The sequence below is a fragment of the Streptomyces sudanensis genome (assembly GCF_023614315.1).
Classification (GTDB): domain Bacteria; phylum Actinomycetota; class Actinomycetes; order Streptomycetales; family Streptomycetaceae; genus Streptomyces; species Streptomyces sudanensis.
Genome location: NZ_CP095474.1, coordinates 1,868,650 through 1,890,522, shown reverse-complemented (window position 1 = coordinate 1,890,522; position 21,873 = coordinate 1,868,650). Strand labels below are relative to the sequence as shown.

At 73.9% G+C, this 21,873-nt stretch carries 18 protein-coding genes and 2 tRNA genes; 16 read left to right on the top strand and 4 right to left on the bottom strand.

Annotation, left to right across the window (positions count from 1 at the left end; all coding sequences use genetic code 11):
* Positions 1 to 18: 18 nt before the first annotated feature.
* From rsfS to MW084_RS08770, 5 genes are all read left to right on the top strand, one after another.
* Positions 19 to 516 (top strand): ribosome silencing factor, encoded by a 498-nt coding sequence (gene rsfS / locus MW084_RS08790; protein ID WP_010468479.1) that lies wholly within the window; start codon positions 19 to 21, stop codon positions 514 to 516.
* A complete protein-coding gene (locus MW084_RS08785) occupies positions 513 to 1,157 on the top strand; it encodes a histidine phosphatase family protein (protein ID WP_029553285.1) in 645 nt (214 codons plus the stop codon). Before rsfS ends, MW084_RS08785 begins: the two co-directional genes overlap by 4 nt.
* A 73-nt stretch (positions 1,158 to 1,230) precedes the next feature.
* A tRNA-Ala gene (locus MW084_RS08780) sits at positions 1,231 to 1,303 on the top strand.
* Positions 1,304 to 1,526: 223 nt separating this feature from the next.
* Positions 1,527 to 1,691 carry a hypothetical protein gene (locus MW084_RS08775; RefSeq protein ID WP_010468482.1) on the top strand — a complete coding sequence of 55 codons (165 nt, stop codon included), beginning with the start codon at positions 1,527 to 1,529 and terminating at the stop codon, positions 1,689 to 1,691.
* A gap of 3 nt (positions 1,692 to 1,694) precedes the next feature.
* Positions 1,695 to 1,928: a hypothetical protein gene (locus MW084_RS08770; protein WP_010468484.1), complete on the top strand. Its 234-nt coding sequence runs from the start codon at positions 1,695 to 1,697 to the stop codon at positions 1,926 to 1,928.
* Here MW084_RS08770 and MW084_RS08765 read toward each other — a convergent pair.
* Complete coding sequence (locus MW084_RS08765; RefSeq protein WP_010468487.1) at positions 1,907 to 3,205, bottom strand: glycosyltransferase 87 family protein; 1,299 nt, start codon at positions 3,203 to 3,205, stop codon at positions 1,907 to 1,909. The genes MW084_RS08770 and MW084_RS08765 overlap by 22 nt on opposite strands.
* Before the next feature lie 145 nt (positions 3,206 to 3,350).
* On the opposite strand from MW084_RS08765, the gene MW084_RS08760 reads away from it, so the two are divergent.
* From MW084_RS08760 to holA, 8 genes are all read left to right on the top strand, one after another.
* Positions 3,351 to 3,423: transfer RNA gene (locus MW084_RS08760), tRNA-Ala, on the top strand.
* A gap of 458 nt (positions 3,424 to 3,881) precedes the next feature.
* The gene (gene leuS, locus MW084_RS08755) at positions 3,882 to 6,749 is read left to right on the top strand and encodes a leucine--tRNA ligase (RefSeq protein WP_010468489.1); all 2,868 of its coding nucleotides are present in this window, start codon (positions 3,882 to 3,884) and stop codon (positions 6,747 to 6,749) included.
* 132 nt (positions 6,750 to 6,881) lie between these two features.
* Positions 6,882 to 7,703 carry a hypothetical protein gene (locus MW084_RS08750; protein WP_010468491.1) on the top strand — a complete coding sequence of 274 codons (822 nt, stop codon included), beginning with the start codon at positions 6,882 to 6,884 and terminating at the stop codon, positions 7,701 to 7,703.
* A gap of 66 nt (positions 7,704 to 7,769) precedes the next feature.
* On the top strand, positions 7,770 to 8,615 hold the full coding sequence (locus tag MW084_RS08745) for a DegV family protein (RefSeq protein WP_010468492.1): 846 nt from the start codon (positions 7,770 to 7,772) through the stop codon (positions 8,613 to 8,615).
* A gap of 885 nt (positions 8,616 to 9,500) precedes the next feature.
* Positions 9,501 to 9,700 (top strand): ComEA family DNA-binding protein (locus tag MW084_RS08735; RefSeq protein WP_275563538.1); only part of this gene is annotated, 200 nt, incomplete at its 5' end.
* Between the two features lie 44 nt (positions 9,701 to 9,744).
* On the top strand, positions 9,745 to 12,267 hold the full coding sequence (locus MW084_RS08730; protein WP_050986714.1) for a ComEC/Rec2 family competence protein: 2,523 nt from the start codon (positions 9,745 to 9,747) through the stop codon (positions 12,265 to 12,267).
* Between the two features lie 457 nt (positions 12,268 to 12,724).
* Positions 12,725 to 12,994 (top strand): hypothetical protein, encoded by a 270-nt coding sequence (locus MW084_RS08725; protein WP_010468498.1) that lies wholly within the window; start codon positions 12,725 to 12,727, stop codon positions 12,992 to 12,994.
* Positions 12,995 to 13,081: 87 nt separating this feature from the next.
* Positions 13,082 to 14,065 (top strand): DNA polymerase III subunit delta, encoded by a 984-nt coding sequence (holA, locus tag MW084_RS08720; RefSeq protein WP_193789318.1) that lies wholly within the window; start codon positions 13,082 to 13,084, stop codon positions 14,063 to 14,065.
* Between the two features lie 305 nt (positions 14,066 to 14,370).
* Here holA and rpsT read toward each other — a convergent pair whose 3' ends face one another.
* Entirely contained in the window at positions 14,371 to 14,637 is a 267-nt protein-coding gene (gene rpsT / locus MW084_RS08715) for a 30S ribosomal protein S20 (protein ID WP_010468502.1), read from the bottom strand.
* A gap of 240 nt (positions 14,638 to 14,877) precedes the next feature.
* Between rpsT and lepA the strand changes: the two genes are divergently transcribed.
* From lepA to hemW, 3 genes are all read left to right on the top strand, one after another.
* Complete coding sequence (gene lepA, locus MW084_RS08710; RefSeq protein ID WP_010468504.1) at positions 14,878 to 16,746, top strand: translation elongation factor 4; 1,869 nt, start codon at positions 14,878 to 14,880, stop codon at positions 16,744 to 16,746.
* A 296-nt stretch (positions 16,747 to 17,042) separates the two neighbouring features.
* Positions 17,043 to 18,932: an AMP-dependent synthetase/ligase gene (locus MW084_RS08705; protein WP_010468506.1), complete on the top strand. Its 1,890-nt coding sequence runs from the start codon at positions 17,043 to 17,045 to the stop codon at positions 18,930 to 18,932.
* A 54-nt stretch (positions 18,933 to 18,986) separates the two neighbouring features.
* Positions 18,987 to 20,228, top strand: a complete 1,242-nt coding sequence (hemW, locus tag MW084_RS08700) for a radical SAM family heme chaperone HemW (protein WP_078571383.1) — start codon at positions 18,987 to 18,989, stop codon at positions 20,226 to 20,228.
* 19 nt (positions 20,229 to 20,247) lie between these two features.
* Here the strand turns inward: hemW and MW084_RS08695 are convergent, their stop codons facing one another.
* Both MW084_RS08695 and MW084_RS08690 read right to left on the bottom strand, forming a co-directional pair.
* Positions 20,248 to 21,051: a DUF3097 domain-containing protein gene (locus MW084_RS08695; RefSeq protein WP_010468509.1), complete on the bottom strand. Its 804-nt coding sequence runs from the start codon at positions 21,049 to 21,051 to the stop codon at positions 20,248 to 20,250.
* A 10-nt stretch (positions 21,052 to 21,061) separates the two neighbouring features.
* Positions 21,062 to 21,799: an MBL fold metallo-hydrolase gene (locus tag MW084_RS08690; RefSeq protein ID WP_010468511.1), complete on the bottom strand. Its 738-nt coding sequence runs from the start codon at positions 21,797 to 21,799 to the stop codon at positions 21,062 to 21,064.
* Positions 21,800 to 21,873 lie beyond the last annotated feature (74 nt).

The window sequence follows — 21,873 nt, the reverse complement described above, 5'->3', positions numbered from 1 at the left end:
CCACGTGAGACCCTTGAGATGTCCCCGATCGCCGACGAAAGCCTGCTTGTGACCGCCACCGACCGATCCATCGCGCTCGTCCACGCCGCCGCCCAGGCGGCCGCCGACCGGCTCGCCCACGACATCATCGCGTACGACGTCAGCGACGTGCTGTCGATCACCGATGCCTTCCTGCTCGCCTCCGCGCCCAACGACCGCCAGGTCAAGTCGATCGTCGACGAGATCGAGGAGCGGCTGAACAAGGAGCTGGGTGCCAAGCCGGTGCGCCGCGAGGGCGACCGCGAGGCCCGCTGGGTCCTGCTCGACTACGTGGACATCGTCGTCCACGTCCAGCACAGCGAGGAGCGGGTGTTCTACGCCCTGGAGCGGCTCTGGAAGGACTGCCCCGAGCTGCCCCTGCCCGAGGACGCCGTGAAGACCCGCGGCAAGGCCGCGGAGCACGCCAGGCTCAGCGGAACCGACGGCTCCGGCCCCGACGCGCTGCCCGGCGACGGAACGGACGGTGAGCTGCGCTGAGCGCCGGCAAGGGCCGCCGCGTCGTCCTCTGGCGCCACGGCCAGACCTCCTGGAACCTGCAGCGCCGCTTCCAGGGCGACACCGACATCGAGCTGACCGAAACGGGCTTCGCCCAGGCCCGCCGGGCCGCCCGCCTGCTCGCCGCCCTGGCACCGGACGCGATCATCGCCTCCGACCTCAAGCGGGCCGCTGCCACGGCCGCCGAACTCGCCGTGCTCACGGGGCATCCGGTCAGCCACCACGCCGCGCTCCGCGAGACGTACGCCGGCGTCTGGCAGGGGTTGACCCACGAGGAGATCCTCGCCCTCCACGGCGAGGAGTACCGCGCCTGGAAGCGCGGCGAACCGGTGCGGCGCGGCGGCGGCGAACTGGAGACCGAGGTCGCCGACCGGGCCGCCCCCGTCGTACTGGAGCACGTCGGGAGGCTGCCCGAGAACGGCACCCTTGTCGTGGTCAGCCACGGCGGGACGATCCGCACCACGATCGGCCGGCTCCTGGGCCTCCCCGCGCACCACTGGGAGAGCCTCGGCGGCCTGTCCAACTGCTGCTGGTCCGTCCTCGGGGAGGGTGCGCGGGGCTGGCGGCTGCTCGAGCACAACGCGGGCACGCTCCCCGAGCCGGTCCTCGGCGACGACGACTGACCCGGATTTCACTTTCGGGCAGGTAGCAGGCTAGAGTTCTTCTTGTTCGCAGCGCGAAGCGCGAAGAACACGAGGGGCTATAGCTCAGTTGGTAGAGCGCTTGCATGGCATGCAAGAGGTCAGGAGTTCAATTCTCCTTAGCTCCACAATCAAGGATCCCGCCCCTGCGAGGGGGCGGGATTTCTGCGTTCGAGGACGTGCGGGTCCCTCCGCGTTCCGGGACCTCCCCCACCCGCTCTCCCCGGGCCTTCCGCGAAGCCGCCCCGAAAGACACCCGGACCGTTCACCGGACGTCACCGCCGCCGCGCCGGGGCCGTGGCAGAATCGGACGGCCGGAGGGGCTACGGACCGGACGGGAGGGAGTGCGCGATGGCCGCCAGCAGATTCGAGGAACCCACCGCCCGGCCCGCCACCACACGGGTGCGCGCGGGCCTGACCTGTCCCGCCTGCGGCTCCTCGGACGTCGCCCAAGTGCTCGGCGACAACGGCGGCGTGTCCTATGTCTGCACGTCCTGCGGCCACAGCTGGAGCTGATCGATGGGTGCACACAGGCGGAAGTGCGACTGGTGCGGCAGCGGCACGCCGATCGTCCGCGACATGGACCCGGTCAACCCGGCCTACCAGTACTGGTGCGAGGAGTGCGCACGGGCGCTGATCATAAAGGGCGACCCCATCGAGACGTACCGCGAGCTGGAGGGCGAGCCGATCTACGGGCGCCTGCTCGACGAGCACTGCACCCTCAAGCGCTTCTACTCGTTCGCGACGGCCTGAGTCCGTCCGGCGCCCGGCGCCCCGCCACCGAGAGGCGCGCGCCCCGCCCGTGCCGTCCACACGGCGAACACGCCCAACAAGGCGATCCCCAGCAGCGTGTAGAGCCCCGACAGCAGCATCTGCCAGCCGTTCTGGTGGAGTTCCAGCCGTACCGGCGCGGGAGCGTGCGGCACCCACCACAGTGCGAACGACCCGAACACCAGGGCCGTCCCGGCCGTCCACACCGGACGTACGCGCGTGGCGAGCAGGACCAGCAGCGGCACGCACCACACCCAGTGGTGCGACCAGGAGATCGGGCTCACCAGCAGGGCCGTCACGGCACACGCCACCACCGCCACCGCCCGGTCCCCGCGCAGTGCCGCGAGCACCGCCACGGCGAGCCCGGCGGCCCCCACCAGAACCGCCGCGACCATCCACCACGCGCCCGGGTCGGTCGTGTGGAGCAACCGCGCCAGCACTCCGCTCAGCGACTGGTTGGCGGTCTCCTCCGTGCGGCCCACCCGGCTCGTCTCGAAGATCGCCCCGGTCCAGAAGCGGCGCGAGTCGTCCGGCAGGACCAGTGCCGACACGACCGTCACCACCAGGAACGCCCCCGTCGCCCGCATCCCGCGGCGCAGCCACTCGTTCCGCCGCGGCGTCCAGCCGCACTCCCGGGCGCGCGCCGCCCCCACGGCGAGCAGCAGCACCACGAAGAGACCCGGTGTGAGTTTCACCGCAGTGGCGAGCCCGATGCCGGCCCCGACCCAGCGACTGTCCGCCCGGCGTGTCAGATCCCACATCACCGCGACCGCCACCAGCAGGTTGATCTGGCCGTACCGGAACGTCTGCCACACCGGCTCGCACCACACCAGGACCGCCGCCGGCCACAGGGCCGCCCCCGGCCGCGTCCACAGCGTCCCGCCCCGGTGGAGCGCGGGCGTCCCGCCCGGCGCCACCAGCCGCAGCGACAGGCGGACCAGCGCCACCAGCAGCAGCAGGTTCCCGACGGTGGCCAGCGTCCGCATCTCCGGCACGCCGACCAGGGTGAGCGGTGTGAACAGCAGCGCGGCGAACGGCGGATACGTCATCGGCAGGTTCGCCGACGTGGCCCGCATCGCGTACAGGTCCCCGCCGGCCAGGGCGGTCGCCCCCTCCGCCCGGTAGACCGACAGGTCCAGCATCGACACGTGGGCGGCGCGCTGCGCGACCCAGAAGGCCGCGAAGGACAGCAGGCAAGCGGCCAGAGCGGCGAGCGGCAGACTCCGGAGGCGGGTTCGAGCGGTCACGGTCGCGGTCACGTGCGCCGACGCTACCCGGCCCGCCGCCCACCGCCCGGGGAGGGGTGAACAAAGGATTTGGCGGTTCACCGGGGGGACCGTGTAATGTTCTCCGTGTCGCCGCGAGGAAAACCTGCGAGGGAAGCCCGCAGAGCGATACACGCAAGGGGCTATAGCTCAGTTGGTAGAGCGCTTGCATGGCATGCAAGAGGTCAGGAGTTCAATTCTCCTTAGCTCCACAGTTCGAGGAAGGCGGGACACCGGTCGGGTGTCCCGCCTTCCTCGTGTCCGCATGTCCGCCCCCGCGTCGGCCCGTCCCCCCGGCCGCACGCCCCGGTGGGCCGGGAGGCAGCGGTTTCGCGGAAGGACCGGCAGCGGCCCCGGGGCCCCCGGAGCCGTACCGGCGCGTCGGATGGCCTGATGCACGCGCCGCGCGTGACCGCCCCGCGACGCGGCGTGCGCGGACGGCGTGCGCTCGATGCGGTGCGCGGGGCCCCTGCGGTACCCTGACCCCATGCGTGCCGTACGCCTCCTGCTTGGTGAGCCGCGCTGATCAGTGCCGGCGGATGAGACATCCGCTCGGAATCGGCGCGGCGCCCCCTCCTGTGCGAGGGGTTTTTTCGTTTCGCCACGCCGACGGAACCGGGGCGCGGCGGCGGCAGCGAGGCAGAGACGATCGATGGAGCTTCAGGGGATCATGACCGAGACGAATCCGGCTGCCGAGACGGCGGCCCCGCATCGTTACACGGCGGCCATGGCGGCCGACATCGAGGCACGCTGGCAGGACTTCTGGGACGCGCGGGGAACGTACGCGGCGCCGAACCCGAGCGGTGACCTGGCGGGCGACCCGGAGACGGTCGCCCGGCCCAAGAAGTTCATCATGGACATGTTCCCGTACCCGTCCGGCGCGGGCCTGCACGTCGGGCACCCGCTGGGGTACATCGCCACCGACGTCTACGCCCGGTACCAGCGCATGACCGGCCACAACGTCCTGCACACGCTCGGCTTCGACGCCTTCGGCCTGCCCGCCGAGCAGTACGCCGTGCAGACCGGCACGCACCCGCGCGTGTCGACCGAGGCGAACATGGAGAACATGAAGGCCCAGCTCCGCCGGCTGGGCCTGGGCCACGACAAGCGCCGCTCGTTCGCCACGATCGACCCGGACTACTACAAGTGGACCCAGTGGATCTTCCTGCAGATCTTCGACTCCTGGTACGACGAGGAGGCGAAGAGGGCCCGTCCGATCGCCGACCTGGTCGCGCGGTTCGAGAGCGGTGAGAAGGCCGTGCCGGGCACCACGCGCCCGTGGGCCGAGCTGACCGCCGCCGAGCGGGCCGACGTGCTGAGCGGGTACCGCCTGGCGTACGCCTCCGACGCGCCGGTCAACTGGTGCCCCGGCCTGGGCACCGTCCTGGCCAACGAGGAGGTCACCGCCGACGGCCGTTCCGAGCGCGGCAACTTCCCCGTCTTCAAGGCGAAGCTGCGCCAGTGGAACATGCGCATCACCGCCTACGCGGACCGCCTGCTGGAGGACCTGGACGCGCTGGACTGGCCCGAGGCCATCAAGCTGCAGCAGCGCAACTGGATCGGCCGTTCCGAGGGCGCCCGCGTCGACTTCCCCGTCGGCGACGACGCGATCACCGTCTTCACCACGCGCCCCGACACGCTGTTCGGCGCCACGTACATGGTGCTGGCCCCGGAACACGACCTGATCGACCGGATCGTCCCGGACGCCTGGCCGGCCGGCACCCCCGCGCTGTGGACGGGCGGGCACGCCACCCCGGCGCTGGCCGTCGACGCGTACCGCAAGCAGGCCGCCGTCAAGTCCGACGTGGAGCGGCAGGCCGAGGCGAAGGAGAAGACCGGCGTCTTCACCGGCGCCCACGCCGTCAACCCGGTCAGCGGCGAGCGGGTCCCGGTCTTCATCGCCGACTACGTGCTGATGGGCTACGGCACCGGCGCCATCATGGCCGTCCCGGCGCACGACGCCCGCGACTTCGCCTTCGCCCGCGCCTTCGACCTGCCCATGCGCTGCGTGGTCGAGCCGGGCGACGGCCGCGGCACGGACCCGGCCGCCTGGGACGACGCCTTCGACTCGCACGACGCGAAGATCATGGCGTCGGCCAACGACGACGTGTCCCTGGACGGGCTGGGCGTCGCCGAGGCCAAGGCGGAGATCACCCGCTGGCTGGAGTCGCGCGGCATCGGCGAGGGGACCGTCAACTACCGCCTGCGTGACTGGCTGTTCAGCCGCCAGCGCTACTGGGGCGAGCCCTTCCCGATCGTCTACGACGAGGACGGCGTCGCGCACGCGCTGCCCGAGTCGATGCTGCCCCTGGAACTGCCCGAGGTCGACGACTACGCGCCGCGCACCTTCGACCCGGACGACGCCGACACGCAGCCCGAGACCCCGCTGTCCCGCAACCAGGACTGGGTCGACGTCACCCTGGACCTGGGAGACGGGCCCAAGCGGTACCGCCGCGAGACCAACACCATGCCCAACTGGGCCGGTTCCTGCTGGTACGAGCTGCGCTACCTGGACCCGCACAACGACGGGAAGCTGGTCGACCCGGACGTCGAGCGGTACTGGATGGGTCCGCGCGACGGCATGCCGCACGGCGGCGTGGACCTGTACGTGGGCGGCGCCGAACACGCCGTACTGCACCTGCTGTACGCCCGGTTCTGGTCAAAGGTCCTGTACGACCTGGGCCACGTGTCGTCCGCCGAGCCGTTCCACCGGCTGTTCAACCAGGGCATGATCCAGGCGTACGTCTACCGTGACGCGCGCGGCATCGCCGTCCCGGCCGCCGAGGTCGAGGAGCGCGACGGTGCGTTCTGGTACCGGGGCGAGAAGGTCGGCCGCGTCCTGGGCAAGATGGGCAAGTCCCTGAAGAACGCGGTCACCCCGGACGAGATCTGCGCCGAGTACGGCGCCGACACCCTGCGGCTGTACGAGATGGCCATGGGCCCCCTGGACGTCTCCCGCCCCTGGGACACACGCGCGGTGGTGGGCCAGTACCGGCTCCTGCAGCGGCTGTGGCGCAACATCGTCGACGAGTCGACGGGCGAGGTCACCGTCGTCGACGCCGAACCGGACGAGGACACGCTGCGGGCCCTGCACAAGGCCGTCGACGGGGTCTCCCAGGACATGGCCGCGATGCGCTTCAACACGGCCATCGCCAAGATCACCGAGCTGAACAACCACCTGACCAAGGCGGCCGGCCCGGTGCCCCGGTCCGTCGCCGAGCGACTGGTGCTGCTGGTCGCGCCGCTGGCACCGCACATCGCCGAGGAGCTGTGGCACCGGCTGGGCCACACCGACTCCGTCGTCCACCAGGACTTCCCGGTCGCCGACCCGGCGTACGTCGTCGACGAGACCGTGACGTGCGTGGTGCAGGTCAAGGGCAAGGTCAAGGCGCGCCTGGAGGTCTCCCCGTCGATCACGGACGCGGAGCTGGAGGCACTGGCCCTGGCCGAGCCAGCGGTCGTCGCGGCCCTGGGCGGCGCGGACATCCGCAAGGTCGTCACCCGCGCGCCGAAGCTGGTGAACATCGTCCCGGCGTGACCCGCCGCCGGGCCCCGCCGCGCGGCGGCGTCCCGGATTCGACCCCTAGGGGCGGGTTGGGGGTTCCCCGGAACCCCCGACCCGCCCCTCGGCGTTTACCGTGGAGGGAACACACGACGACGAGGGGACCCCATGACGACAGCCGCGATCGTGATCCTGGCGCTGCTTCTCACCGCCTTCGTCGCGCTCGGCGTGTACGCGAGCGTGAAGGTCGTCAAGGCCGCCAAGCGCGGTGTCGACCGTACCGTCACGCAGGCCCGGCGCACCGTCGAGGACACCGCCCTCCGCGCCAAGAGCTACGGGCAGGGCGGCGTCGCGGGGGAACTGGCGCAACTGCGGCTGTCCCTGCGCACCTCCATGCGGGCCACGCAGGACGCCCTGGAGGCCGGTACTCCGCAGGACGCCTCGCTCCAGGAGTCGCTGCAGCTGTTCCGCCAGCTCAGCGCCCACGGACACGAACTCGACGAGGAGCTCAAGCGGCTGGAGCGCGACCCCGACAAGGCCAGGATCGCCGAACGGCTGCCCGACCTGCAGGAGCGCACACGGCGGATCACGGACTCGGCCGACTCCCTGCGCTGGGCCGCCAGGGACCGGGCGCAGCAGTTCGCGCGGGACGACCTGGACCTGCTCAGCGCGCAGATCGACGTGGAGGCCGGCGCGCTGCGCCACTGGTCCGAGCCGGAGGCCCCCGAACCGGCCGGCCGCTCCGGGGCGAAGGCCGCCGCGCCCGGACACGACCACGCCCGGGCTCCGTGGCCGGAGCCGGCGGGGACCGCCCCCGCCCAGACCTGGCCCGCCGGAGCACACACGGAGGAGGACGCGGAGGCGGACGCCCGCCGGACCGCCGGGAAGGGCCCGGCCGACACGGCCCGGCCCGCCATCACCGCGCGGGACCCGCGCATCGACGCCGGTTACCCCTGGCAGAAGTCGGCGCGCCCCGAGACCGCCGACTGATCCCGGCCGCCGGGACGGGCGGAGCCGGGATGCCTTCCGGCGCCACCTGCGGGTAACCTCCCGGTCATGTCCCGCCATGTCGCGATCGTCACCGATTCCACGGCCTACCTGCCGCCGCAGACGATGGAGCGGCACGGTGTCACCGCGGTGCCCCTGACCGTCGTCCTGGGCGGCAGGGCGATGGAGGAGGGCGGCGGGATCTCGGCCCGTTCCCTCGCCCACGCCCTGCAGAGGCGACGCTCCGTCACCACGTCGCGGCCCAGCCCGGAGACGTTCGCCGCCCACTACCGCCGGGTCGCCGAGAAGGGCGCCACCGGGATCGTCTCGCTCCACCTGTCTGCCGAGTTGTCCGGTACGTACGAGGCGGCGCTGCTCGCGGCCCGGGAGGCGCCGGTTCCGGTGCGGGTGGTCGACACCGGGATGATCGCCATGGCGCTGGGCTTCTGCGCCGTCGCGGCGGCCGAGGCGGCGCAGGCGGACTGCGGCATGGACGAGGTCGTGGCGGCCGCGGAGAAGCGCGCCTCCGGTACCTCCGCGTACTTCTACGTCGACACCCTCGACCACCTCCGGCGCGGTGGGCGCATCGGGGCCGCCCGGGCCCTGCTGGGCTCGGCGCTGGCCGTGAAACCCCTGCTGGAGCTGAACGGCGGGCGCATCGAACCGAGGGAGAAGGTGCGCACCGCGTCGAAGGCCATCGCCCGGCTGGAGGAGATCGCGGTCGAACGGGCGGGCCGCGCCCCCGTCGACATCGCCGTCCACCATCTCGCCGCCGCCGGACGGGCCGACACGCTCGCCGGGCACCTGCGCGACCGTGTACCGGGCCTGGTCGACCTGCATGTCAGCGAAGTCGGCGCGGTGATCGGCGCGCACACCGGGCCGGGGCTGCTGGGAGTGGTCGTCTCGCAGCGGTGACGCCAGCCGTTTCACCCTCACGGGTGACCGTGTTTTCCACAACTGCCGGGTTGTCCACGGAAACGGGCGCGGACCACCGGAATCGCACGGGTGTGTCTACCGTGCTGTGACATGGCGACACGAACACGTTCGGTAATCAGGGCCGCTGCGGCGGCCTCCCCCCGCGGCTCCCTCCCCGCCCGCACGCCCGCGGCGACGAGCGGGCCGGGGCGGGCCCGCGGATCCGACGGCCGGACACGCGACCGCGCGAACGGAAGAAGCCGGGGGCGGCATCGCGCCGGAGACCCCGCGGCCCACCGCACCGCGTCACCCGAACCGGCCCTCAGAAGCAGGGCGGACGCGTTGATGAGGGGCGTCGAGCCGCCGCACCGGCCCGCCGGGCCCACGACTCCCCCCGAGACCCCGGACCAGCCGTACGCGCCGCCCGCGGCGCCCCCGGTCGGGGTGAGGGGCGGTGGAGGCTCGCGCCNTGCNCACGACCTCCCGCCNTACGCNTCACACTCCATCTCCGAGCNGGCCGTCGTCCTGGTCGTGGGGGTGGTGCTCGCCGCGCGGTACTTCTGGGCCGGCGGCCCGGAGACCGCGGCCGCGGTGGCCGCCCCGGCGGACCCGCCCCCGCCGGCCGCCGCCCCGAGGGCGGGCCCGCCGTCGGCGGCCCCGCCCTCCGGTGTGGTCGTCGTCGACGTGAACGGCAGTGTGCNGNNNNCGGCTCCCGGCGGGCGCCCGTGTCGTCGACGCGCTCCGCGCCGCTGGCGGCGTCCCACCGGGCACGGACACGACCGGACTGAACAAGGCCCGCGTCCTGGTGGACGGCGAGCACGTCCTGGTCGGTGTCCCCGCAGCCGCCGGCCCGCCCGNCGCCCNCCCGCNCCGCCGGANNNNGNNCNGCGACAGGTCCGGTCAGCCTCAACACCGCCACGGTCGAACAGCTCGACACGTTGCCCGGCGTGGGTCCGGTCCTCGCCCGCCACATCGTCGAGCACCGCGCGCGGCACGGCGGGTTCCGGTCGGTCGACGAACTGCGCGAGGTCCGCGGCATCGGCGCCCGCCGCTTCGCCGACCTCCGCCCCCTGGTACGCCCGTGACGCCCGGTCGGGCGGCGCCGTCCGAACCCGGCCGGGCCGCCCCCCTGACCCCGGAGGAACCGGGCGCGCGCCCCGAGCCGCGTGCCGCGACCCACAGCGCGTCGGGCCACCGGCTGGGCGCCGCCAACCCGCGGTGGGAAGGCCCGGCCGACCTGCGGCTGGTGGCGCCCGCCCTGGCCGCGTGGGCGGCGGCCGCGGTCACCCTGCCCCTTCCCGGCTGGTGGACGGCGACCGGCGCCGCCCTGTGCGGAGCGGGAGGAGCCGCGCTCCTGCTGGGCGGGCGGCGGAGGCGTACGGCCCGGGTGCCCGGCCGGCGGGGGAACGCCACCGCGTGCGCCGCCGTACTGCTGTGCGCCGCGGCCGGCGCGGCCTCGGCGGGGCTGCACGGGGCCGACCTGCGGCGCGGACCGGTCCCCTCCTTGGCGGAGGAGCACGCGACGGTCACCGCCGAGGTGACGGTCCGCTCCGACCCGAGGCCCATCGCCCCCCGGGTGCGCGGGGACCGGCCGATGCCCGCCTCCATCGTCCTGAACGCGGAGGTGACACGGGTGAGGGCGCCGGACGGAACGGCCACGCGGGTCCGCACACCGGTCCTCGTGATGGCCCGCCCCGGGGAGGACGGGCGGCACGGCGCCGCCTGGCTGCGGCTGCTGCCCTCCACCACCCTGCAGGTGACCGGGAGGCTCGCTCTTCCGCGCCGCTCCGGCGACCCGTTCGCCGCAGTGCTGTACGCGGGCACGGGACCGCCCCGCGTCACCGGCCCGCCGAGTGCCCTGCACCGTACGGCGGGACGACTGCGCGCCGGGCTGCGCGAAGCCACCGACGAACTCCCACCGGACGCCCGGGCGCTGCTGCCCGGTCTCGTCGTCGGCGACACCTCGCGCATCCCCGAGGACCTGCGCGGGGCGTTCGAAGCGACGGACCTCACCCACCTCCTGGCCGTCTCCGGCAGCAATCTGACCATCGTCCTCCTGCTGCTCATCGGGCCCGCCGGTACGGCGGCGAGCGCCGAACGGGGCGGGCTGGCGCCCCGGCTGGGCCTCCCGCTCCGGGGGACGGCGCTGCTGGGCGGGGCACTGACCCTGGCGTTCGTGGTGGTGTGCCGGCCCGAGCCGAGCGTGCTGCGTGCCGCCGCGTGCGGACTGATCACCCTGCTGGCCATCGGCACCGGGCGGCGCAGGTCGCTGGTTCCCGCTCTCGCCGGGGCGGTTCTGCTGCTGGTGCTGTACGAGCCGTGGCTGGCCCGCAGTTACGGATTCCTCCTGTCGGTCCTGGCGACCGGCGCGCTCCTCACGATCGCCCCGCGCTGGAGCCTCGCCCTCCGGGCACGCGGACTCCCACCACGTGCCGCGGAGGCCCTGGCCGCGGCGGCCGCCGCGCAGGCGGTGTGCGCGCCGGTGGTGGCCGTCTTCGCGGCACGGGTGAGCCTGGTGGCGATCCCCTGCAACCTGCTCGCCGAGCTCGCGGTGGCGCCGGCCACGGTCCTCGGTTTCGCCGCACTGGCGACCGCCCCGCTCGCCATGCCGGCGGCCCGGCTGCTCGCCGAGTGCGCCGCCTGGCCCGCCGGGTGGGTGGCGTCCGTCGCGCGGACCGGGGCGTCCCTGCCCGGGGCGCAGGCGGACTGGCCGGGCGGCTGGCGGGGCGGGCTGCTGCTGGCCGCCGCGACCGCGGCGCTGCTGCTCGCGGTACGCCGGTTGCCGTACCGGCCGTGGGTGGCCGCCGGTTGCGTCGGGCTGCTGTTGCTCGCCGTGGTACGGCCCGTGCCGCTCGTCCGCGTCGTCACCGGGTGGCCGCCGCCCGGCTGGGTCTTCGCGATGTGCGACGTGGGCCAGGGCGATGCCACGGTCCTGGAGGCGGGGGACGGCACGGCCGTCGTGGTCGACGCGGGACCGGACCCCGAACCGGTCGACCGGTGCCTGCGGGACCTGGGCGTCAGCCGGGTGCCGCTCGTACTGCTCACCCACTTCCACGCCGACCACGTGACGGGGCTGCCGGGCGTGCTGCGCGGCCGGTCCGTGGGGGTGATCCAGACGACCGGGCTCCTCGACCCGCCGGGACAGGCCGCGTTCGTCCGCCGCACGGCCGCCGCCGCGCGCGTGCCCGTGGTCCACGCGGCACCCGGGGAGCGGCGCCGGGCCGGGCCGCTCGACTGGCAGGTGCTGTGGCCCGCACCCGTCGTCGGGTTCGCCCCGGAGGGCCCCAACGACGCCAGCGTCACCCTGCTCGTCCGCGCCCGCGGCGGGGTGACCCTGCTCCTCCTCGGCGACTTGGAGCCGCCGTCCCAGCGCGGCCTCTCCCGGGCCCACCCCGCGTTGCCGAGGGTGGACGTCCTCAAGGTCGCGCACCACGGCTCGGCGCACCAGGACCCCGAACTGCTCGGCAGGGCCAGGCCGCGGCTCGCTCTGGTGTCGGCCGGACGGGACAACCCGTACGGGCACCCGTCGCCGCACACGCTCGACGCCCTGCGGGAAGCGGGTGCGGCCGTGCTGCGCACCGATCGGGACGGCGCCATCGCGGTGACCGGCTCCGGCCGGGACCTGCGGGCGGTCGCCCGCCGCCCGCCGTAGGCGCCCGCCGGACCCGCCGGGACGGTCCGGGCGCCGCCATGCAGCGGGAGCCGGCCGGGCGGTTCGGCTTCGCGCCGGGCCTTCACGGACGGGGCGGCACCACGGCGGGCGTGCCCGCGCCTCGGCCGTCGGCATCGACGGCAACGCGCAGACGGCGTCACCACGCGGGCGTGCCCGCGCCTCACGATCGCGGAGGCGTCGAGGGGCCCGGCCCGGCTTGTCCGCGGGCGCGCCGGCCGAGCGCCCGGCAGGTCGCGTCCCGGCTCGCCTCCGCCGAGGCGCCTCCGCCAGGTCGCCTCCGCCAGGGCGCCTCCGCCGGGTCGACCGCCGGTGCCATGTCACGGTGCCCTACGGGCCGTCCGGTGCGGCGCCTCGGCCCCCGGCCCGCGGACGGAGGACCGGCGGAACGGACCGGCCCCGGGGGTCCGCCTCGCGGGAGGGGACCGACAATGGTGCCGTGAACGCAGTGAACGAGAACCGCACCGGCGACGTCGGACACGTGCTGGTCCTGCCCGACCGGGACGCGGCCGAGGAGGCCGCCGAGGCGTTCGCCGACCGCTACGGGGCGGACGAGGAGCCCCGGTTGGTACGGGACGCCCTCGCCGGGGAGGACGACGCCGAGGACGCCCAGTGGCTCCTGCTGATCGAGGATCCGGAGGGAAGCCTGTCCGCGGCGCAGATGGACGACTTCGCCGCCGAGTGGGACGGCTGGCGCGAGGAGCCGTAGGCGTCCGGCGTCCGGGCCGGGAGCGGAGCCGCCACCACGGGCGGCGGCCGGTGCGGGATGTCGGTGGGCCGTGGGATGCTGGCCGCGATGGCTGCCAAGAAGACGACCGACGACCCGCTCGCTCCCGTCACCCTCGCCGTGGGCCAGGAGGACCTGCTGCTGGACCGCGCCGTCCGGCAGGTGGTGACGGCCGCGCGGGCCGCCGACACCGACACGGACGTGCGCGACCTGACCGCCGACCAGCTCCAGCCCGGCGGCCTGGCCGAGCTGACGAGCCCGTCGCTCTTCGCCGAACGCAAGGTCCTGATCGTGCGCAACGCGCAGGACCTGTCCGCCGACACGGTCAAGGACGTCAAGGCGTACCTCGCGGCGCCCGCGGAGGAGATCAGCCTCGTCCTCCTCCACCCGGGCGGCGCCAAGGGCAAGGGCCTGCTGGACGCGGCCCGCAAGGCGGGAGCGCGCGAGGTGGCGTGCCCCAAGACCACGAAACCGGCGGAGCGCCTGACGTTCGTGCGGCAGGAGTTCCGGGCGCTGGGGCGGTCGGCCACTCCGGAGGCGTGCCAGGCGCTCGTCGACGCGATCGGCAGTGACCTGCGGGAACTCGCCAGCGCGGTCTCGCAGCTCACGGCGGACGTCGAGGGCACGATCGACGAGTCCGTCGTCGGCCGCTACTACACGGGCCGGGCGGAGGCGTCCAGCTTCAACGTCGCCGACCGCGCCGTGGAGGGACGGGCGGCCGAGGCCCTGGAGGCGTTGCGCTGGTCCCTGTCGACCGGTGTGGCGCCCGTACTGATCACCAGCGCTCTGGCGCAGGGCGTGCGGGCCGTCGGCAAGCTCTCCTCCGCCCGGGGCGGGCGGCCCGCCGACCTCGCCCGCGAGCTGGGCATGCCGCCGTGGAAGATCGACCGCGTACGGCAGCAGATGCGCGGCTGGACCCCCGACGGCGTGGCCGCGGCCCTGAGGGCCGTCGCCGAGGCCGACGCGGGGGTCAAGGGCGGCGGCGACGACCCCGAGTACGCCTTGGAGAAGGCGGTGGTCGCCGTCGCCCGTGCCGCCCGCTCCCGCCGTTGACCCCGGCGCCCGCACGCACCCGCGATCGCCGTCCCGCCGCCCGCCCCGCCCGCGGGTACGCCGAAGGCCCCGGTCGCCCGTCTGGGGAAAGAGCGGGGGCCGAGGCCTTCGGTGTGTTCCTGGTGAGTCCGTACCCGCGTGGCGAACGCAGGCCGCGTACGGGCTCGGGGTGCCGGGCGGGAGCGTGGTTGAGAGGGCCCGCTGGATCCCTTCCGGCGATCAAGTCGTCCGGTCCGTCACCCCGGGGCGCAGGCCCGCGGGAGTACCGGCCGGTTCCGGGGACGGTGCCCCGGGACTACAGGAGCTCAGCCCTGCAGGGCGGTCAGCTTGGACGCCAGCGCCGACTTCTTGTTGGCGGCGGCGTTCTTGTGGATGACGCCCTTGGAGACGGCCTTGTCCAGCTTGCGGGACGCCTCGCGAGTGGCCGCGGTGGCCTTCTCGACGTCGCCGGAGGCGGCGGCCTCACGGGCCTTGCGAATCGCGGTCTTGAGCGACGACTTGACGGCCTTGTTGCGCAGGCGCGCCTTCTCGTTCGTCTTGTTCCGCTTGATCTGGGACTTGATGTTCGCCACGAAAGAGCCTTTTCAGGTTCGTAAGGATTCCTCGATGTGTGCCACGCCGCTGAGAGGGCCACGAGACACAGCTGCCCAGGCTACCAGCAGCGCTTCGAGCAGCCCAAACCGAGCGTCCGTCCCCGCCCGTGGGACCCCCGCCCCCGTCCGTGGGACCATGGAACCTACGTATCGATACCGACGTCGACCCGAGCAGAGACACCGGCGTACGCCCGGGCGTCTCGAGAATCAGGACCCTGCGTGCCCGCGACCCCTACCCACGTGCCCGAGCCGAGCCGTACCGACCCGGCGCTGATCCGCAACTTCTGCATCATCGCGCACATCGACCACGGCAAGTCGACCCTTGCCGACCGGATGCTCCAGCTGACCGGCGTGGTCGAGCAGCGGCAGATGCGCGCCCAGTACCTCGACCGCATGGACATCGAGCGCGAGCGCGGCATCACCATCAAGTCCCAGGCGGTCCGTCTGCCCTGGGCGCCCACCGAGGGCGAGCTGCGGGGCACCACCCACATCCTCAACATGATCGACACCCCGGGGCACGTGGACTTCACGTACGAGGTGTCGCGCTCCCTCGCCGCCTGCGAGGGCACGATCCTCCTCGTCGACGCGGCCCAGGGCATCGAGGCGCAGACCCTGGCCAACCTGTACCTGGCGATGGAGAACGACCTCGCCATCGTCCCGGTCCTCAACAAGATCGACCTCCCGGCCGCCCAGCCGGAGAAGTTCGCCGAGGAGCTGGCGAACCTGGTGGGCTGCGAGCCCGACGACGTGATGCGGGTGTCGGCCAAGACGGGCCTGGGCGTCGAGGCCCTCCTCGACCGCGTCGTCAGGGACGTGCCGGCCCCGGTGGGCGTCGCCGACGCCCCCGCCCGCGCGATGATCTTCGACTCGGTCTACGACTCGTACCGGGGCGTCGTCACCTACGTCCGCGTCGTCGACGGACAGCTCAACAAGCGCGAGCGCATCCGCATGATGTCGACCGGCGCCACCCACGAGCTGCTGGAGATCGGCACCAACTCGCCGGAGATGCTCGCGGCCGACGGCCTCGGCGTGGGCGAGGTGGGCTACCTGATCACCGGTGTGAAGGACGTCCGCCAGTCGAAGGTCGGCGACACGATCACCAGCCAGTCGAAGGGGGCCCAGGAGGCGCTCGGCGGCTACAAGGACCCCAAGCCGATGGTGTTCTCCGGCCTGTACCCGCTGGACGGCTCGGACTACCCGGAGCTGCGCGACGCCCTGGACAAGCTCCAGCTCAACGACGCCGCCCTGGTGTACGAGCCGGAGACCTCCGCGGCGCTCGGCTTCGGCTTCCGCGTGGGCTTCCTCGGCCTGCTCCACCTGGACGTGATCCGCGAGCGCCTGGAGCGGGAGTTCGGCCTCGACCTGATCGCCACCGCGCCGAACGTGGTCTACCGGGTCGTGATGGAGGACGGCAGCGAGCACACCGTCACCAACCCGAGCGAGTTCCCCGAGGGCAAGATCGCCGAGGTGTACGAGCCGGTCGTCCGCGCCACGATCCTCGCGCCGTCCGAGTTCATCGGCTCGATCATGGAGCTGTGCCAGAACCGCCGCGGCACCCTCCTGGGCATGGACTACCTCTCCGAGGACCGCGTCGAGATCCGCTACACCCTGCCCCTCGCCGAGATCGTCTTCGACTTCTTCGACCAGCTGAAGTCCAAGACCCGCGGCTACGCGTCCCTGGACTACGAGCCCACCGGCGAGCAGAGCAGCTCCCTGGTGAAGGTCGACATCCTGCTGCACGGCGACAAGGTCGACGCCTTCTCCGCCATCACCCACAAGGACGCGGCGTACGCGTACGGCGTGCGGCTGGTGGCGAAGCTGCGCGAGCTCATCCCGCGGCAGGCGTTCGAGGTGCCGATCCAGGCGGCCATCGGTTCCCGGGTCATCGCCCGCGAGACGATCCGCGCCATCCGCAAGGACGTCCTCGCCAAGTGCTACGGCGGTGACATCTCCCGGAAGCGGAAGCTGCTGGAGAAGCAGAAGGAGGGCAAGAAGCGGATGAAGATGGTCGGCTCCGTGGAGGTTCCGCAGGAGGCCTTCATCGCGGTGCTGTCCAGCGACGAGTCCGGGGGCAAGGCCAAGAAGTAGCCCCGGCGTCCGGCCGCCGACCCGGCCGCCGTTCCGCGCCCCCCGTCGTACGGAGGCGCCCGTCCGGATGACGGACGGGCGCCTCCGTGTTTTCACCGGGAGGCCACAGTCGTTATGAACCGGGTATGAACACCCAGGCCACGGCCTCTTACGCAGGGGACGACGGCGTTCTAACCTGATCCCGCTCGGTGGTTACCCGCGAGTTAAACATCCAGCCGTCGACCCGCTTTTCCCGCAGCAGCGAAGTGCCCGCACGCCGCGTGCGCGGTACCTGCCAGGCCCGCCGGAGGACGCCCGTGAGCGACACGCAGAAGCAGATCGAGAACCGCCCGCCCTCCGTGGCGAGCCTCTTCCTCGAGCGGGTGGCGAAGACCCCGGACGCGGAGGCGTACCGCTATCCGGTGCCGTCCCCCGCCGGCCGGGGGCCCGACGAGTGGAAGTCGCTCACCTGGGCCCGGACCGCGGACCGCGTGTACGCGATCGCCGCGGGCCTCATCGCCCTCGGCCTCCGGCCGGAGGAGCGCGTCGCCCTCGCCTCCGCCACGCGCGTGGAGTGGATCCTGTGCGACCTGGGCGTCATGTGCGCCGGGGCCGCCACCACCACCGTCTACCCGCAGACGGACGCCGGGGAGGCCGCGTACATCCTCGCCGACTCCGGGAGCCGCGTCCTGATCGCCGAGGACGCCGCCCAGCTCGCGAAGGCCCGGGAACGCCGCTCCGACCTGCCCGAACTGCGGCACGTCGTGGTGATCGATGCGGCGGCGGCGGTGCCCGCCGAGGGCGACCCGGAGGGCTGGGTGCTGTCCCTGGCGGAACTGGAGGAGCGCGGCAGGGCCCATCTGGAGGAGCACCCCGAGGCGGTCCGGGAGCGGGTCGCGGCGATCACCGCCGACCAACTCGCCACCCTCATCTACACCTCCGGCACCACGGGCCGCCCCAAGGGCGTGCGCCTGCCGCACGACAACTGGTCGTACATGGCGAAGGCCATCGCCGCGACCGGCCTGGTGCGCGGCGACGACGTGCAGTACCTGTGGCTGCCGCTCGCCCACGTCTTCGGCAAGGTGCTCACCTCCGGGCAGATCGAGGTGGGCCACGTCACCGCCGTCGACGGCCGCATCGACAGGATCGTCGAGAACCTGCCGGTCGTCCGGCCGACGTACATGGCGGCCGTCCCGCGGATCTTCGAGAAGGTCTACAACGGCGTCGCCGCCAAGGCCCGGGCCGGCGGCCCCGTCAAGTACCGGATCTTCCAGTGGGCGGCCGGCGTGGCCCGCGACCACGCCAGGACCGTCCAGGACGCCTTCCGGCGGACCGGCCGGGCGAAGGCCCCCCTGGGCCTGGCCGTGAAGCACCGGATCGCGGACGCGCTCGTGTACTCCAAGCTCCGCGCCGCGTTCGGCGGACGGCTGCGCGCCGCCGTCTCCGGTTCCTCCGCGCTCGCCCCGGAGATCGGCTACTTCTTCTCCGGCGCCGGCATCCACATCCTGGAGGGGTACGGCCTGACGGAGTCGTCCGCGGCCTCCTTCGTGAACCCGGGGGAGGGGTACCGCACCGGCACGGTCGGCAAGCCGCTGCCCGGCTGCGAGGTGCGCATCGCCGACGACGGCGAGATCCTGCTGCGCGGCCCCGGCATCATGGAGGGCTACCACAAGCTGCCCGAGAGGACCGCCGAGGTGCTGGAGCCGGACGGCTGGCTCCACACCGGGGACATCGGGGAACTGTCCGCCGACGGCTACCTGAAGATCACCGACCGGAAGAAGGACCTGTTCAAGACGTCCGGCGGCAAGTACATCGCGCCGACGGAGATCGAGGGCCGCCTCAAGGCGCTGTGCCCGTTCGTGTCCAACGCCCTCGTCCTCGGCGCCGACCGCAACTACTGCAGCGCGCTCGTCGCGCTCGACGAGACGGCACTGCGGGACTGGGCGCGGGAGCAGGGCCTCGCCGACCGGCCGTACGCCGAGCTGGTCGCGACGCCGCAGGTCCGGGACCTGGTGCAGGGGTACGTGGACCGGCTCAACGAGGGCCTGCAGCGCTGGCAGACGATCAAGAAGTTCCGGCTGCTGCCCCGCGACCTCGACGTGGAGCACGGCGAGCTGACTCCCAGCCTGAAACTGAAGAGGCCCGTGGTGGAGCGCGCGTACGGGAACCTCATCGAGGAGATGTACCAGGGGACCCGCGAGGCGTGACCCGCGCGGCCCCGCCCGCCACCGCCGCGCCGCGCCGCGCGGCGGTGACGGACAATGGACCCCATGCCTTCCGTACTGCCCGATGGTGAGCCCGTGCCCGAGGACGGGTCCCTGCCCCCGTCCGCCCTCGACGGGCGCGCGGAGCGGCCGCTCGGGTTCTACCTGCACGTGCCGTACTGCGCGACCCGCTGCGGCTACTGCGACTTCAACACCTACACCGCCACCGAGCTGCGCGGTTCCGGCGGCGTCCTCGCCTCCCGCGACAACTACGCGGCGACCCTCGCCGACGAGGTCCGGCTCGCCCGCAAGGTCCTCGGCGACGACCCCCGCCCCGTGCGGACGGTCTTCGTCGGCGGCGGCACGCCCACGCTGCTCGCCGCGGAGGACCTCGTCCGCATGCTCGGCGCCGTCCGCGACGAGTTCGGCCTCGCGGACGACGCGGAGGTCACCACGGAGGCCAACCCGGAGTCCGTCGACCCGGCGTACCTGGCCGCGCTCCGCGAGGGCGGCTTCAACCGGATCTCCTTCGGCATGCAGAGCGCCCGGCGGCACGTCCTGGAGGTCCTCGACCGCACCCACACCCCCGGCCGCCCCGAGGCGTGCGTCGCCGAGGCCCGCGCCGCCGGCTTCGACCACGTCAACCTCGACCTGATCTACGGCACCCCCGGCGAGAGCGACGACGACTGGCGGGCCTCCCTCGACGCCGCCGTCGGCGCCGGCCCCGACCACGTCTCCGCGTACGCGCTGATCGTCGAGGAGGGCACCGGGCTGGCCCGCCGCATCCGGCGCGGCGAGGTGCCGACGACCGACGACGACGTGCACGCCGACCGGTACCTGATCGCGGACTCCGTCCTCGCCGGGGCCGGTTTCCACTGGTACGAGGTGTCGAACTGGGCGACCTCCGAGGCGGCCCGCTGCCTCCACAACGAGCTGTACTGGCGCGGCGCCGACTGGTGGGGCGCCGGGCCCGGCGCGCACAGCCACGTCGGCGGCGTCCGCTGGTGGAACGTCAAGCACCCCGGCGCCTACGCCGCGGCCCTCGCCCGGGGGTGCTCGCCGGGCGCCGGCCGGGAGGTCCTCACGGAGGAGGACCGCCGCGTGGAGCGGATCCTGCTGGAGTTGCGGCTCCGGGACGGCGCCCCCCTGTCGCTGCTGCGCCCGGCGGGCCGGGCCGCCGCCGAGCGCGCCGTGGGCGACGGGCTGCTCGACCCGGCCCCGTACGGCCGGGGGCGCGCCGTGCTCACCCTGCGCGGCCGGCTCCTCGCCGACGCGGTGGTGCGGGACCTGGTGGACTGAGGGCGCCCGGCGCGGGACGCTACGGCGCCGTCACGAAGTCGATCAGCTCCTCCACCCGGCCCAGCAGGGCCGGCTCCAGGTCCCGGTACGACCGGACCCGGCCCAGGATGCGGCTCCAGGCCGCGCCGGTGTTCGCGGGCCAGCCCAGGGCCCGGCACACGCCCGTCTTCCAGTCCTGGCCGTGCGGCACGGCCGGCCAGGCCGGAATGCCCAGCGACGACGGCTTCACGGCCTGCCACACGTCGACGTACGGGTGCCCCACCACCAGGACGTGCGGGTCCGTGACCGAGGCGGCGATCCGCGACTCCTTCGACCCCGGCACCAGGTGGTCCACCAGCACCCCGAGCCGGGCGTCCGGGCCGGGCCGGAAGTCGCGGACCACCGCGGGCAGGTCGTCGACGCCCTCCAGGTACTCCACGACGACGCCCTCGATCCTCAGGTCGTCGCCCCACACCTTCTCCACCAGCTCCGCGTCGTGACGGCCCTCCACGTAGATCCGCCCCGCCCGCGCCACCCGCGCCCGCGCCCCCGGCACGGCGACCGACCCGGACGCCGTGCGGGACGGCCGGGACGGAGCGGGCGCGGGCGGGCGCACCAGCGTCACCGGGCGGCCCTCCAGCAGGAAGCCGCGCGGTACGAGGGGGAAGACCCGGCACCTGCCGAACCGGTCCTCCAGCGTCACCGTGCCCGCCTCGCACCCCACCACCGCCCCGCAGAACCCGGTGCCGGCCTCCTCGACCACCAGGTCCGGTTCGGCCGGCACCTCGGGAACGGGGGCCTGCTTCTTCCACCGGGGGGTCAGATCGGGGTCGTAGGCGCGCATCCACCAGACGCTACGACACGCCGAACCGGCGGGCCAGCTCATCGCGTTGGGCGTGTACGAACGCGGCGTCCACCGCCGCGCCGTGCCCCGGCACGTACACAGCGTCCCGCCCGCCCAGCTCCAGCAGCCGGTCCAGCGCGGCCGGCCAGCACGACGGGACCGCGTCCGGGCCCGCCTGGGGCTCGCCCGACTCCTCCACCAGATCCCCGCAGAACACCACTCCGGGCGACGCCCCGCCCGCCCCGCCCGGCACCAGCAGCGCCAGGTCGTGACCGGTGTGCCCGGGGCCCGCGTCCACCAGCAGCACCTGCCTGCCGCCCAGGTCGAGGGTCCACTCCCCGCACACCAGGTGGTGCGGGTGGACCAGGACGTCCACGGCCTCGCCCGCCTCGTCCGCGGCGACGCCGTGCCGCACGGCGTCCGCCCGCAGCGCGTCCCGCTCCCGCACCAGCAGCTCGTCGAGGCCCACGGCGCCGAACACCTGCGCCCCCGCGAACGCGGCGGCGCCCAGCACGTGGTCGAAGTGCGGGTGGCTCAGTGCGATGTGCGTCACGCGCCGCCCGCCCAGCAGCCCCTGCACCTGCCCCCGGAGCTCGGCCCCCTCCCGCAGCGTGGAACCCGCGTCGAACAGCAGCGCGGCGCCCTCGCCGACGACCAGCCCGACCGTGGCGTCCCACCCCGGGAGCCGCCTGCGGCCCACACCGGCCGCGAGTCGCTCCCACCCGAACTCTTCCCAAGCGACGTCCATACCGCGACGCTAGCGGCAATGCCCGCGGCGGGCGCGCGGTACGCCGGCCGGCCCGCGTGCCGGACGCCCGACCC